The sequence below is a fragment of the Rhodococcus spongiicola genome, assembly GCF_004011835.1.
Classification (GTDB): domain Bacteria; phylum Actinomycetota; class Actinomycetes; order Mycobacteriales; family Mycobacteriaceae; genus Prescottella; species Prescottella spongiicola.
Genome location: NZ_RKLN01000001.1, coordinates 195,029 through 208,073, shown reverse-complemented (window position 1 = coordinate 208,073; position 13,045 = coordinate 195,029). Strand labels below are relative to the sequence as shown.

Sequence of the window (13,045 nt, the reverse complement as noted above, 5' to 3'; positions counted from 1 at the left end):
CCTGTGAACCCCGCAACGCTCACCGTCGTCAGAGCAACGACGGCGGCAGAGCCGAGAGTCGAGATGACAACCGAAGGCGATCGCCGACCGGAACGCAAGCCGCGCGGGGTGAAGATTCGCAAAGATCTAGACATAGGTTGCTCCTTGTGGTCCGTATGAAGTTGTCTCCAGATCTCCGTCGTGCGTTTCCACTCTCCGGAGAACTCCGCATGTAGGTCTACTCGGCATGGGCGGGGTTGTCCATACCGAGCGGGCAGAGCTTGCCGGGCAGGGGCCAGTGAAGTCCTGTGGGCCGGAGTGTGTGCGCCACAAGCGATTTGGAGACCTACTGGTCCGTACTAGGGTGTACTGATTCCACGAGTAGGCCCAACGTTGAGGCTGTTGTCAGTCGACCGTTGTTGGTTCCAGTTCTTCTGAATGAAGATCGTCCCGGGACTAAGGGTGTGTCTCATGTGGGTGGGGTGTGGTGTGGTGCAACATGTGATGCGTGGTAGATGAGTTATCACTGCGGTTGGTGCCGGATGCGTTGTGGGAGATTGCCGAACCGCTGATTCCGCCGTTCCCTGCCCGCCCGCAGGGAGCTGGTAGCGCACCGGTGGACGATCGGGCGGTGTTCACTGCGATCGTGTACGTGCTCACCACCGACTGCGAACGGCGGCACCTGCCGCCCACGTTCGGGGTCACGGTCCCGACCGCGCACCGACGGTTCACCGGCTGGGGGCGGCCGGGGTGTTCGACGCACTCCATCGCGAAGTACTCGACCGGCTCGGCAGTGCCGGAAGATCGAACGCACCATCGCCTGGCTCACCGGCTACCGCCCCTGACCATCCGCTACGAACGCTGCGCCGAACACTTCGCCGGATTCCTCCACCTCGCCGCCGCCCTGACCTGCTTCAAGAAGCGCCCCACATGGCACACGCTCTAAGCGTCAGGGGCAGCAGGAACCCGGCCAAAGCACGGTAACGGACAAGTTGATAGATGCGTTATTGAGCCTTTCGAGCCCCTCTTCGCCCACCAGAAGGTGCAGGACGGCGACGCTGAGTGGGGCGACCTGTTCGGAGCTCGTGTAGGCGAAAATCTCCCCCTAGGCCGTATCTGTTTCTGCAGCGGCGACGCCGGGTGCGGCGATTGCGGTGCCTGCGGCGAGGGCGAAGCATGCGCCCGCGATGCACTTGACGATGGTGCTGGTCTTGCTCACTAGACCCCCAAGTTCCTGTGTTGTTGATCTTTCAGATCATGCACGCTACCCGGTTCCCTTCGGGCCGTGGAGGGTTCGATTCGATCCCTGGGATGTGACCGGCGTCGGCAGGAACGAGCTCCGCTGTCTGACTACCCGGAACGTTCACCGATTAGAGTCGCTCTCGCCGGCCCACTCACAGGTTCCCGGACCAACGCATCCGGCAACGCCGCATTGTTGAGATCACAGGTGTTCTGCTCGCCTGTGTTGAAGAGCGCAACACCGTAGAAGGTTTCCTGCTCGTCCGATAGGTGTCGTCGTCTCTATCGGTGATGGGATGCGCGCGCTCGATGCTCATCATGTTGCTCGGCGGTGACGCACTGTCGTTCGATAGTGAGGGTGGAGCACTCCCGGTCGACGTCGCCACTGCAAGGCGCACACGTCCCGATGAGCACAATATTCGCTTGCAGCACAACGAGCCTGTTGATACGTTCGCGCAGCTACCACAGACCTCCTCCGGGCCTGCCACGCCCAAGAAACGAGCTTTTATGCCCCAGCCCGCGCCGAGTGCGCCTCGCTGCATCGGCTAACCAGCCGTTTGAAATAGGGCACAGTCCTCTTCGGGGACCGTGCCAGGACGTGCTGTACCCGGTGCCCTGATTCAGCCACACCCTTGTATCGCCGCCTTCTTGCGGCCTACTGGGTGGCTATTCAGTCGAGGCCACTCGGCCCGCTCTTGCTGTCATCACAGACCTCGTAGCAAGGAGCACCTCGGGTGTCCAGCAACAAATCTCGTTCGAGCGCATCTAACAACGCCCTGAAGATCAGTACGTTCACCTGCACATGGTGCGGACTGACCGTGTCAACCGTCGCGAGAGATGGCGTGCGGCGAAACCACTGTCCTTCATGCCTGCACTCCCAGCATGTTCTCGACCACGTCGAGGGCGGCGCAAGCGACTGCCACGGCCGCATGGCACCCATCGCCGTCGCCATGCACCGCACCGACGAGTGGATGGTCATCCATCGGTGTATGCGTTGCGATGAACTGACCTCGAACCACATCTGTGCCGATGACAATCAGCTCATCTTGATGCGTACGGCGGTACGGCCGCTGGCACAGCCACCGTTTCCGCTCGAATCATTCGGCGGCCTCTGAAAGATCAGGAAGGAGATGACGTCGTGTCGAAACGCAACAAGAATCCACGCGCCCGCATGCAGGCCAAACGACGGCCTCAGCGGCACAAGGATGTCCTGCACAGCCAGGGTAGGCACCGAGCAAACGACTTCCGGTGTGTCGGCTGCCGGCTCGACGTGTCCGTGGATGCGCCAGGCACCAGGCACCGTAATCACTGTCCGAACTGCCTGACCAGCCTGCATGTTGACCGCCACGTCCCAGGTGACCGGGCAGCTTCTTGTCATGGCCGCATGGAGGCAATGGGCATTTCGGTCCGAGACGCTGGCGAATGGACGATCATCCATCAGTGCTTGTCTTGCAGTGAGCTCAGCGCGAACCGTATTGCCGGCGACGACAATGCATTGGTTCTAGCTCGGCTGGCGCTAAGACCGCTGAGAGACAACAACATCGCCCGTCGCATGCTGGTCTCGTTGTGATCTAGAGCGCTGCCACATGCCGAGGGACTAGATGGCTATGGCTCGTTCCGGCTTCGATCGGAACGAGCCATAGCCATCTACGGGTGGTCCCCTGCCCCGATCTCAGCGTGTGAGTGAAGCTTTCGTGAGCGCTGAGTATGTCCAATTCAGTGACGGGAAGAATTCGTGCTCGAGGGAGCTGCATCTCGATAGAGTTGTACCCAACCTACAGAGGAGCGCCCCTTGGCGATCCGAGTTCGGAATGCGAGGAACATCGACACTACCCACCTCGCCTGTTAGGACCACCACATGATGCGATTCGAACGACAGACCGTTGACGGCCAGGACCTCAGAATCGCCCGGGTTCACAACGGTGATCGGCCGACGGTCGTGATGACCAACGCTTTCCCCCAGTCCATCCGCTGCTGGGAATCCCTCTGGGAGCGACTAGCCGACAATGTCGACCTTCTGGCTGTCGACCTGCCGGGCTTCGGTAGGTCGACCGGGTCGGGTTCGGTCATGCGACCCTCCGCCCAGTCCGATGTTCTGTTGAAGCTGCTGGACGTTAATGGGATCGACCAGATCTTCCTGATCGGGCCCGACATTGGCGTCCCGGTCTCACTGTGGCTTGCATCGAGCCGACCCGAACGGCTCCTCGGGTTGAACATCTACGACGGCCCCGGCACCTGGCCGTCTGATTTCGGCCCGGCCCTGAAAGCGGCGACCCGATCACGATTGGTCCGATGGTTCGGATCTCGCCCGCCAATGCGACGAATGTTGATGAAGCAGAACTTCAACGCGGCGACCGCGGCAGGCTACCACCACTTCACGCCATCAGCCGACGCAGTCGAGGAGTACCGAACGATCTGCTTCGACCCCGAGAAGCACCGCAACGCGTTCGACTTCCTCGGCTCGTACGCGGCGGAGCTGCCTGTGCTCGAGAAGCGCTTGCCATCCGTCAGCATTCCCGTGCTGATCACCTGGGGCGCCCACGACCAGTTCGTCCGAACCTCCAACGCCGAGCGCTTGCATGACCTCCTCCCCAACAGTGAGTTGACCGTCTTCGACGGTGCCGGCCACTTCTCTCACGAGGACGCCGACGACGAGTGGCTGCAGCGATTCCTCGTATTCGTCGAGACCCACCATCCTCGGAACCTACGTACCTGACAGTGGCCGGCCCCGTCGGTGGGGCAGACGAGGTGCCGTGGCGATCGCCGCGGCGGCGCTGCGGTACCCCTAGCCCTCCCTCGCGCCAGATCAGTTAAGTCTTTATGTGCTTGACAATCCAGCCCACACCGCGAGCATCGTGACAGCAGGCCGAAACCTGCGGCGCCGACAGTTGCTCGAGGGCGGCGTTCTCCCGTTCGAACGTTTGGCGATGTGCGGTGAAGAGTCTGGAGATCGTCGCGTCAGAGTTGTGACTACCGATTTTCCAGGACGGCGCTACCCTGGGGCCAGGCGGTTAGCAAAGGTAAAGAACGATAAATGGTCTACAAGGACAGGCTGGAGCTTGCCACCTCGGAAATGATCATGCGCTGTGGAAGAGCGCCGGCGGCAGTTGGAGGAACGTATGTGTGGAATCGTCGGATGGGTTTCGTTCGAACGGGACCTTCGCGTCGAGCAAGCCACCCTGGACGACATGACCGAGACAATGAGCTGCCGCGGACCGGACGACCGTGGCACGTGGGTCGTAGATCATGCGGCGCTCGGACATCGTCGGCTCGCCGTCATCGACCTGCCGGGGGGCCGCCAGCCGATGACTGTGAACACCCCGGATGGCGCCGTCGCGATGGTCTACTCCGGTGAGGCGTACAACTTCGGTGAACTGCGGGAGGAACTGTACGGGCGTGGGCACCGGTTCCTCACGGACTCCGACACCGAGGTCGTCCTCCACGGCTACCTCGAATGGGGGGAGGCCGTCGCGGATCGCCTCAACGGCATGTACGCGTTCGCCATCTGGGATTCCCGCGTCGACAAGCTGGTAATGATCCGCGACCGGATGGGTATCAAGCCGTTCTACTACTACGAGACTCCCGACGGTGTGCTGTTCGGTTCGGAACCCAAGGCGATCCTCGCGAACCCGATGGTCGAGCCGACGGTCACGATGGACGGTATCCGCGAGATGTTCGCATTCGTGAAGTCGCCCGGTCATGTGGCGTGGGACGGGATGAACGAGGTGCTGCCGGGCACCGTGGTGACGGTTTCGCGGTCCGGGCTGCGCACCCACGTGTACTGGTCACTGCAGACTCGGCCGCATACCGACGACCGGGACACCTCGGTTGCGCACGTGCGCGAACTGCTCGACGACATCGTGCGCCGGCAATTGGTCGCCGACGTGCCCCGCTGCACTTTGCTGTCTGGCGGCCTCGATTCCTCCGCGATGACCGCGATAGCGGCCGAGCAACTCGCCGAGGTGGGGGAGACGGTACGTTCGTTCTCCGTTGATTTCGTCGGTCAGACGGAGCATTTCATCCCTGACTCATTGCGAGACGCCCCCGACACCCCATACGTGCACGATGTAGCCAAGCGTTCCCGGACCGACCACCGGGACATCGTGCTCGACTCCGAGCTTGTGGCGGACCCCGCCGCGCGACGGCACATGCTCATCGCGCGCGACATCCCGGAGGGGGTAGGCGACATAGACACCTCGCTGTATCTGTTGTTCAAGGAGATCCGCAAGCATTCGACGGTGGCACTGTCCGGTGAGTCGGCCGATGAGGTCTTCGGTGGATACAAGTGGTTCTTCGATCCGAGGGCGTGGGAGGCGAACACCTTTCCGTGGCTCGTGCGGTACGACGATCACTTCGGAGACGATCGTGACATCCTCACACCGGAGGTCATGTCGCAGCTGAATATGGATGAGTACGTGCAGGATTCGTATGATTCCGCCGTGGCCGGTATCGACAGGCTGGACGGTGAATCCGATTTCGAATGGCGAATGCGGAAGATCTGCAATCTGCATCTGACGCGCTTCGTCCGAATCCTGCTCGATCGCAAGGATCGTGCGAGTATGGCCGTCGGCCTCGAGGTTCGGGTGCCGTACTGCGACCATCGGCTGGTCGAGTACGTATACAACGCTCCGTGGTCGCTGAAGACCTTCGATGGAAGGGAGAAGTCGCTGCTACGGGCCGCGGCCAAGGATGTACTGCCGCAGTCAGTGATCGACCGGGTGAAGTCGCCGTACCCGTCCACCCAGGACCCGAAATATGCTGTCGCATTGCAGCAGCAGTGCAAGGAGTTGCTCAGCGACCGCTCGCACCCGGTGTTCGGACTGATCAGCCCAGATTGGCTGACCCATGCCGTGTCGGTCGACACCCCGCAGATCACTCCGATGTCGCGACGTGGGCTCGAGCGCACCCTCGACGTCGCGGCATGGATGGAGATCTACAAGCCGACCCTCAAGCTGTCCTGATCCACCGAGTGGTCGATTACTGCGACCGTCCCCCACGGCGGCTCTGCTTCCACATCGTCGCGACGGCGATCAGGCCGATGATGCACGTCACCGCCACGAAGTAGTACGGCGAGCGCAGGTCATTCGTCCGCCGGACGAGCCAGGTGGCGACGTACGGTGCGGTGCCGCCTGCGACCACGACGGAGAGGTTGGTCGCCAGCGCGGTGCCGGTGTATCGCACCTCGTCGGGAAAGAGCCGCGGTGTCACGGTGAAGGACGCGACTTGCAGGAATGACATATTCACCATGATCAGGACATAGCCGAGGGCGGCGAGCGTGAGGCTACCGACGCCCATGAGCAGAAACGCAGGATAGGTTACGACCGCGTACCCCACGAGGCCGATGGCGGCCACCTCGAGCGAGCCGATGCGGTCAGCGAGGCGCCCGGTGAACGGCATGAGCCCCACCGCTACGAGCGTGACGCCGGCGGTGATCCAGTACACCGGCGACCTCGCGTAGTGCAGGTTGGTGACGAGGTAGATGCCGACGAACGTGGACCCGATGTAGGCCGCACCCTGAACGCCGATGCCGAGCGCGGTGGCTTGCAACAGTGCCTTGGGATGGGACTGCAGCGCGGACAGCAGCGGGAACCCGTGCTTGCCGAGCGAGACGTTCTGGTCGATGTCCGGTAGCGCGCGGCGCGCGATGTAGCAGACAACGGTCAGCGGGAGCCCCACGAGGAACGGGATACGCCAGCCCCACGTGTCCAGCTGGTCGGTGGCGAGCACGCCGGACACGATCCCGACGGCCGCAGCCGCGATCGCGAAGCCTCCATTGGTGCCCATTGGGGTGAATGCTCCGTACCGTGCCCGCTTGCCCAGTGGGGCAGCCTCCGCGATGACGGTCGCTGCGCCGCCCACTTCGCCGCCGGCGAAGAAGCCCTGCACGAAACGGATGGACACCAGCAGGATCGGTGCCAGCACGCCGGCCACCGCGTAGGTCGGTAGGAGTCCGATGGCTGTATTCGCCAAACCGATTCCGATTACCGTGACCACCAAAGCTTTTCGACGCCCATACCGGTCGCCGACCCAGCCGAAGAAGATCCCGCCGAGTGGACGCACTACGTAGGACACGGCGAACACGGCCAGCACTGCAAGTAATGAAGTGACCGGGTCATCGGAGGGGAAGAACAACGGCGCAATGATCGTGGACACATAGCCGTAGAGCGCGAAGTCGTAGTACTCGATGAGGGTGCCGATGCCGCCGGCGAAAGCCACACGACGGACCTCGGTGGGGGTGCGGACCGATGTCCGGTCGGGATCGGAAAGGTCGCGGTCGTCTTCGCCACTCAAGACGGTGGCGTCGTCGCCTGCACTCATGATCGTTCTCCCGGGTTGTCGGCTAGGTAGTCGCGGACGTCGTCGGGTATCAACCGGGCGTGGTTTCACGGTTCGTTGCTACCGGAATCGTCTCCGTATGGGAGCCGGGTTCCGTTCCGGCCCAATGGCGTCCCTACTTTTCTCGCGGGCAAGTGCATGCTCAGTTCGACCAGGCCGTTCTCGATGGCCGAGGCGGCGGCCGCGACTGCGTCAATGTGCTCGTCACCGTGAGCGAGTAGCGTCGGCACGTCGGGTTCGACATTGACGAACTCCCGACGCTTGCCGAGCTTCGCGAGGTGCCTACTTGTGAGCGCGACATGGAAGTCGACAGCCACTCGTACGGACCGGTTTCGACGGACCACGGCCGTGCGTGCCTCGTCCTCGATGGGCGGCTGTTGCCGGTGCGAGCTCGCACGAATTTCGGACCGACCAGGTACACAAAGCGCTCGCCCGCATCCTCGGCCTCCAGAATCGCGAGTACGGCGCCGCGGAGATGATCGGCCAATCGGTTGGTCAGGCTATGGCGTGCCTGCCGCGGCGGATGTCGTCGAGAGCCAGGATACGGCGGGCAGCGCTCTTCGGCAGGTCGACGATCTCGTCGATGCGGGGGTGCGGATCGACGAGTGCGAAGTTGACCTACAGGCAGGTAGTCCTCATCCCCGACGAATGGCGTGCAGCACGGCATCACGGATGGTGACCGGCCTCCCTTCGGGATCGAGCGCCTCGCGCGTCGGTTCCGCGCACACGAGGATTTCCCAGTCGTCGGGATCCAGCGCGGCAGCAACCTGTTCTGCCGTGAACAGCAGATCTGGGAAATCGAATCTCCCTACGGAGGTTTGCAGGTCGGACGGATGGTGACCCACGATGAGGAGCCGTCCGCCCTGTCGCACTGCCGCCGCCAGGCGACCGTGTAGTACTCGGCGGTCCGAGGCGGGCACATGGATGAAGTGTGCCGACACGAGGTCGAAGCGGTGGGCGGGGGGCTCCCAGGTGCGGAGGTCGGTCTGCTTCCACGACGTGCGGCCCGCGATCTCGGTGCCCGCCTCCGCGGCCCGCGCGGCTGCGCGGGTCAACGCCACCGGCGACACGTCCAACCCGGTGACGTTCCACCCGCGGGAGGCCAGCCAGATGGCGTCGGCGCCCTCTCCGCAGCCGACGTCGAGGGCGTTTCCGGGTGCGACGTCCGTCACCTGTTCCACGAGGTGCGGATTGGGTTTCCCGCTCCACACCGCGGCAGTCGAGTCGTAGCGCGCATCCCAGAACTCCTGGCTGCAGAGATCGGTCGCGTCCAGTGAATGATCGTGCGTCATGGCACCACCCTGAGTGAATAGCCCGAAGACCCGATAGTTCTGTTGCCGAAACGGCAAGAACCCGAGGGGCTGTGGAATGTCACCGGGTGGGAACTGGTACAGGTGTTTCCGAGATCGACAGGTCCGGCTCCTCGACGTCAGAGCTGAGTCGGTAGACGTGTTCCGGGGAGATGATCTCTGTGATCGCCTGGGCGAGTATCGCGCTGGGCTCGTTTCCCTCGTAGGGGATGTCGCTGTTGATCATGATCACGAGAGTCGTCTCCCTCTCCGGGAGATACACAGACACGGTCTGGTAGCCGGGGATGCTGCCGTTGTGCCCGAGCCAGCCCCCAACGTCGAAGATCCCCAGCCCGTAGCTGATCTCGAACGGCACACCCTGCACAGCCACCATCTCGAGCCGCTGCGCCTGAGTCTCCGGCTGCAGCAAAGCTCCGGTAGCCAGGGCAGGAGCCCAAATGCGAAGGTCGTCGAGGGTCGAAATCATCGCTCCAGCCGCCCCTCCCCATGACGGATTCCAGTCCGTAGATACCGCTTCCTCACCGTCAGCGGTCTGGTAGGTGTAGCCAGTTGGATGTGGTTCCGGAAACGCATTGGTGACAGGCAGACGCGTGTGTTCCATGTTCATCGGCTGGGTGATCTTCTGACTCAGATACTCCGGCAACGACATTCCACTGACCTTCTCGACGACAAGCCCGAGAAGAATCGTGTTCGTATTGGAATACTCCAATCCCTGTCCAGGCGGAAAAGCCGCGGGCCCTGCAAGGGCGTAGTCCAGGAGTTGCTGCGGAGTGAAGTTGGCTTCGGGATTCGCGAACAGCGCCTGTTGGAACTCGTTGATCGCCGTGTAGTTGGCGAGCCCGCTTTGCATCCGGGCGAGTTGACGCAGGGTGATCTCATCACCCGATGGCACACCCTCAACGTACATCGAGATCGGATCATCTAGGGAAACGAGGCCTTCGTCGACGAGCTGCAATACGCCGGTAACAGTGAATGTTTTTGTGACACTGCCAATTCTGCTGTAGAAGTCGGTCTCCATGGGGAACCTCGACGTCTTGTCGGCTACACCCAACGCCTTGACGTAGTTGCCGTCCGGTCCCCAGACGCCCACGATCGCGCCGGGAATCGATGCCATCGTCATCGTGTTCTCGATAGCCGCGTCGATGCGGTCGACCATAGCGGAGTCAAGCTGTGTTCCCGTGTCAGGGCTCGATTGCGCCTCGGTGGAGGTTGCGGAGCCGTCCGTCGAAGACGAGCCGCCCGAGCACGCCGCCCCGAGAACCAGCAGCAACGCGGTTGCGACCGCGGCCAGAGTTCGTCGTCGATTCGTCTTCTGCAGGGTGTCGGTGCACACGAAGGATCCGGCGACCGATCTGACTGCGCTTTCCGTAGGCATGCGCAACATCTTCGCCACTGGGAGCAGGCGGAAACCATAGGGGACTTCCCTGATCTTGAACCCCGAAACCTGATCTCGAACCCCGAAAGCCGGATCGGGTCAGTCGTGGGAGAAGGCGCGTGCGATTTCCCGCTCGATGTCGAGATACGGCTCCACCGGAGCCGTCGGTTGTGACTCTTGCGACAGTGCCGCCGCCGAACCGGAACGGTGCGTTGTAAAGGCGGGAGACGGTGACCTCCGCCAGCAACGAGAAAGTGCGGCCACGGATCTCGAGCGCTGCCCCCGGACCCACCTCGGCGGCCGGGATGATCGCCGACCCAGCCGCGAGTGTCGAATAGCCGAGTACGTTCTGGAAGAACTGCTGCCCGATGAACCTGGCGTCCATGAGCGAGCCGAACACCACCAAACCGGCAACCGCGGCCACCCAGAACGTCGGACGGGAGGCGGCGTGTAGGTCGAACAGTGGGTGCTTCGCCCGGCGTTGCTGAAGAAAAAGCGCTGCGCCCGCAGCCAGCGCAATTACGTCCAGCCCGATGGCCGTAGCTCCGGCACCGTCCACAGGTGCGAAATTGATCGCCAGAACGAGGGCGGCGATGAAGATCACCGAGATGATGCCGCCCAGATTGTCGACGGGATCTGACGTCTTGGCTGAAATTCAGAAGCCGATTCTGCCGAGCCAACTCGAGCGCAGTGTGGAACGCGTAGATGCGGCCTCGTGCTTGCTCACATCCTCGGGCGCGAACTCGTCGGCCGCGTCCTCGGTGGCGCGTGCGAGAACCGTAATAGACAGGGGAGCCGAATCCGTACTCGAACGCGTGTGCGGACTCGACTACACGCACATTCCACGCCTCCCGACGCGTCTTCGGTGCAGGTCGTAGCGCTGATGCACGTCGAAGGCGGTCGCGGCAAGACCTATACCACGCATCGACTAAACTCACTGGTCAAATGAGTGACACCGAGCGTGACCCGCAGTCCGACAGCAATCCCGCCACCTTCGCCGAACTCGACATCGACGAACGTGTGCTCCAAGCCCTCTCTGACGTCGGATATGAGTCGCCCTCACCGATCCAGGCCGCGACCATTCCTCCGCTGCTCGCCGGCAACGACGTCGTCGGTCTCGCGCAGACCGGCACCGGTAAGACCGCCGCGTTCGCGATTCCGATCCTCTCCCGCCTCGACGTCGACCGGAAGGTCCCGCAGGCGCTTATCCTGGCGCCGACGCGCGAGTTGGCGCTGCAGGTCGCGGAGGCATTCGGGAAGTACTCCGCCCATATGCCGGGCGTGCGCGTCCTGCCGATCTACGGCGGTCAGGCGTATGGGGTGCAACTGTCGGGTCTGCGCCGCGGGGCGCAGATCATCGTCGGTACCCCCGGTCGGGTGATCGACCACCTGGAGAAGGGCACTCTCGACCTGTCGAAGCTCGACTACCTCGTTCTGGACGAGGCCGACGAGATGCTCAAGATGGGCTTCCAGGACGACGTCGAGCGCATCCTCGAGGACACCCCCGAGTACAAGCAGGTCGCCCTGTTCTCGGCGACGATGCCGCCCGCCATCCGGAAGATCTCCAAGCAGTACCTGCACGACCCGATCGAGATCACCGTCAAGGCGAAGACCCAGACCGCCGCGAACATCTCTCAACGGTGGGTGCAGGTGGCGCACCAGCGTAAGCTCGACGCGCTCACCCGGATCCTCGAGGTCGAGTCGTTCGAGGCGATGATCATTTTCGTCCGGACGAAGCAGGCCACCGAGGACCTCGCCGAGCGCCTGCGGGCGCGCGGCTTCTCTGCGGCTGCGATCAACGGCGACATCGTGCAGGCGCAGCGTGAGCGTACGATCGGCCAGCTCAAATCCGGTGCACTCGACATCCTCATCGCCACCGACGTCGCGGCTCGCGGCCTCGACGTCGACCGCATCTCGCACGTCGTCAACTACGACATCCCCCACGACACCGAGTCGTACGTGCACCGCATCGGTCGCACCGGTCGCGCTGGGCGTGCCGGTGACGCGTTGCTGTTCGTCGCACCGCGCGAGCGCCACCTGCTCAAAGCGATCGAGCGGACCACTCGGCAGTCGCTCACAGAGATCCAATTGCCGACGGTGGAGGACGTCAACACGCAGCGGGTTGCGAAGTTCGGTGATTCGATCACCGCCAGCCTGGCCTCGCCGAACTTGGCCCTGTTCCGCAGGCTGATCGAGGACTACGAGCGCGAGCACGACGTCCCGCTCGCCGACATCGCCGCGGCGCTGGCGGTGCAGTCCCGTGACGGTGAATCGTTCCTCATGGAGCCGGAACCGCCGGCTCCGCCACGCCGCGAGCCGCGTGAGCGCCCGGCCCGCCGGTTCGACGACGGTCCGCGGTTCGGCCGCGACGGCCAGGAGTTCGCCACATACCGCATCGCGGTCGGCAAGCGGCACAAGGTGGCGCCGGGGGCGATCGTAGGGGCCATCGCGAACGAGGGCGGTCTGCGCCGCAGCGACTTCGGGCACATCAGCATCCGGCCCGACCACAGCCTCGTCGAGCTGCCGGCGAATTTGCCCGGAGAGGCGGTCGAGGCGCTGCGCGCTACGCGAATCTCCGGAGTGCTGATCCAGCTGCAGCTCGATCAGGGTCCGCCATCCGGGCGTCCTTCTCGCGGCGGTCGCAGCGACCGGGCCGGCGGAAAGTTCGGCCGCAAGAGCGACAAGTTCGCCAGGCGCCGTCCGCGCGACTGACCGCCATCGCTACCTGGTCGAACGGCGACGGATAGATCGCCGTGGGTCTCGAATCGGGCCACGCTGTCCGATTTCCAGATTCACAACATCCGTC

9 protein-coding genes and 3 pseudogenes are annotated in these 13,045 nt (G+C 63.3%); 6 read left to right on the top strand and 6 right to left on the bottom strand.

All coding sequences use genetic code 11. The annotated features are described in order from the left end of the window. Window positions 1-487: 487 nt before the first annotated feature. The 4 genes and pseudogenes from EF834_RS00890 to EF834_RS00875 form a co-directional block, all read left to right on the top strand. Window positions 488-780, top strand: a pseudogene (locus EF834_RS00890) (transposase); the annotation flags it as partial. A 1,172-nt stretch (window positions 781-1,952) separates the two neighbouring features. Continuing rightward, window positions 1,953-2,333: an RNHCP domain-containing protein gene (locus tag EF834_RS00885; protein ID WP_127944623.1), complete on the top strand. Its 381-nt coding sequence runs from the start codon at window positions 1,953-1,955 to the stop codon at window positions 2,331-2,333. A 56-nt stretch (window positions 2,334-2,389) separates the two neighbouring features. Beyond that, window positions 2,390-2,788 carry an RNHCP domain-containing protein gene (locus tag EF834_RS00880; protein ID WP_206615172.1) on the top strand — a complete coding sequence of 133 codons (399 nt, stop codon included), beginning with the start codon at window positions 2,390-2,392 and terminating at the stop codon, window positions 2,786-2,788. Between the two features lie 288 nt (window positions 2,789-3,076). Next, complete coding sequence (locus EF834_RS00875) at window positions 3,077-3,934, top strand: alpha/beta fold hydrolase (protein WP_127944617.1); 858 nt, start codon at window positions 3,077-3,079, stop codon at window positions 3,932-3,934. A gap of 16 nt (window positions 3,935-3,950) precedes the next feature. Here the strand turns inward: EF834_RS00875 and EF834_RS18405 are convergent. Next, window positions 3,951-4,099: pseudogene (locus tag EF834_RS18405) on the bottom strand (IS3 family transposase); the annotation flags it as partial. Between the two features lie 238 nt (window positions 4,100-4,337). On the opposite strand from EF834_RS18405, the gene asnB reads away from it, so the two are divergent. Continuing rightward, window positions 4,338-6,179 carry an asparagine synthase (glutamine-hydrolyzing) gene (asnB, locus tag EF834_RS00870; RefSeq protein ID WP_127944614.1) on the top strand — a complete coding sequence of 614 codons (1,842 nt, stop codon included), beginning with the start codon at window positions 4,338-4,340 and terminating at the stop codon, window positions 6,177-6,179. Between the two features lie 16 nt (window positions 6,180-6,195). On the opposite strand, the gene EF834_RS00865 is transcribed toward asnB, so the two are convergent. The 5 genes and pseudogenes from EF834_RS00865 to EF834_RS18400 form a co-directional block, all read right to left on the bottom strand. Then, window positions 6,196-7,536, bottom strand: coding sequence for an MFS transporter (locus EF834_RS00865; RefSeq protein ID WP_127944610.1), 1,341 nt, complete (start codon window positions 7,534-7,536; stop codon window positions 6,196-6,198). A gap of 65 nt (window positions 7,537-7,601) precedes the next feature. After that, window positions 7,602-7,871, bottom strand: coding sequence for a hypothetical protein (locus EF834_RS00860; protein ID WP_127944606.1), 270 nt, complete (start codon window positions 7,869-7,871; stop codon window positions 7,602-7,604). Window positions 7,872-8,189: 318 nt separating this feature from the next. Continuing rightward, complete coding sequence (locus EF834_RS00855; protein ID WP_127944603.1) at window positions 8,190-8,846, bottom strand: class I SAM-dependent methyltransferase; 657 nt, start codon at window positions 8,844-8,846, stop codon at window positions 8,190-8,192. 79 nt (window positions 8,847-8,925) lie between these two features. Then, entirely contained in the window at window positions 8,926-10,239 is a 1,314-nt protein-coding gene (locus tag EF834_RS00850) for a serine hydrolase domain-containing protein (protein WP_127944601.1), read from the bottom strand. Window positions 10,240-10,480: 241 nt separating this feature from the next. Then, a pseudogene (locus EF834_RS18400) lies at window positions 10,481-10,885 on the bottom strand (MFS transporter); the annotation flags it as partial. Window positions 10,886-11,184: 299 nt separating this feature from the next. On the opposite strand from EF834_RS18400, the gene EF834_RS00840 reads away from it, so the two are divergent. Further along, window positions 11,185-12,951 carry a DEAD/DEAH box helicase gene (locus tag EF834_RS00840; protein ID WP_127944598.1) on the top strand — a complete coding sequence of 589 codons (1,767 nt, stop codon included), beginning with the start codon at window positions 11,185-11,187 and terminating at the stop codon, window positions 12,949-12,951. Window positions 12,952-13,045 lie beyond the last annotated feature (94 nt).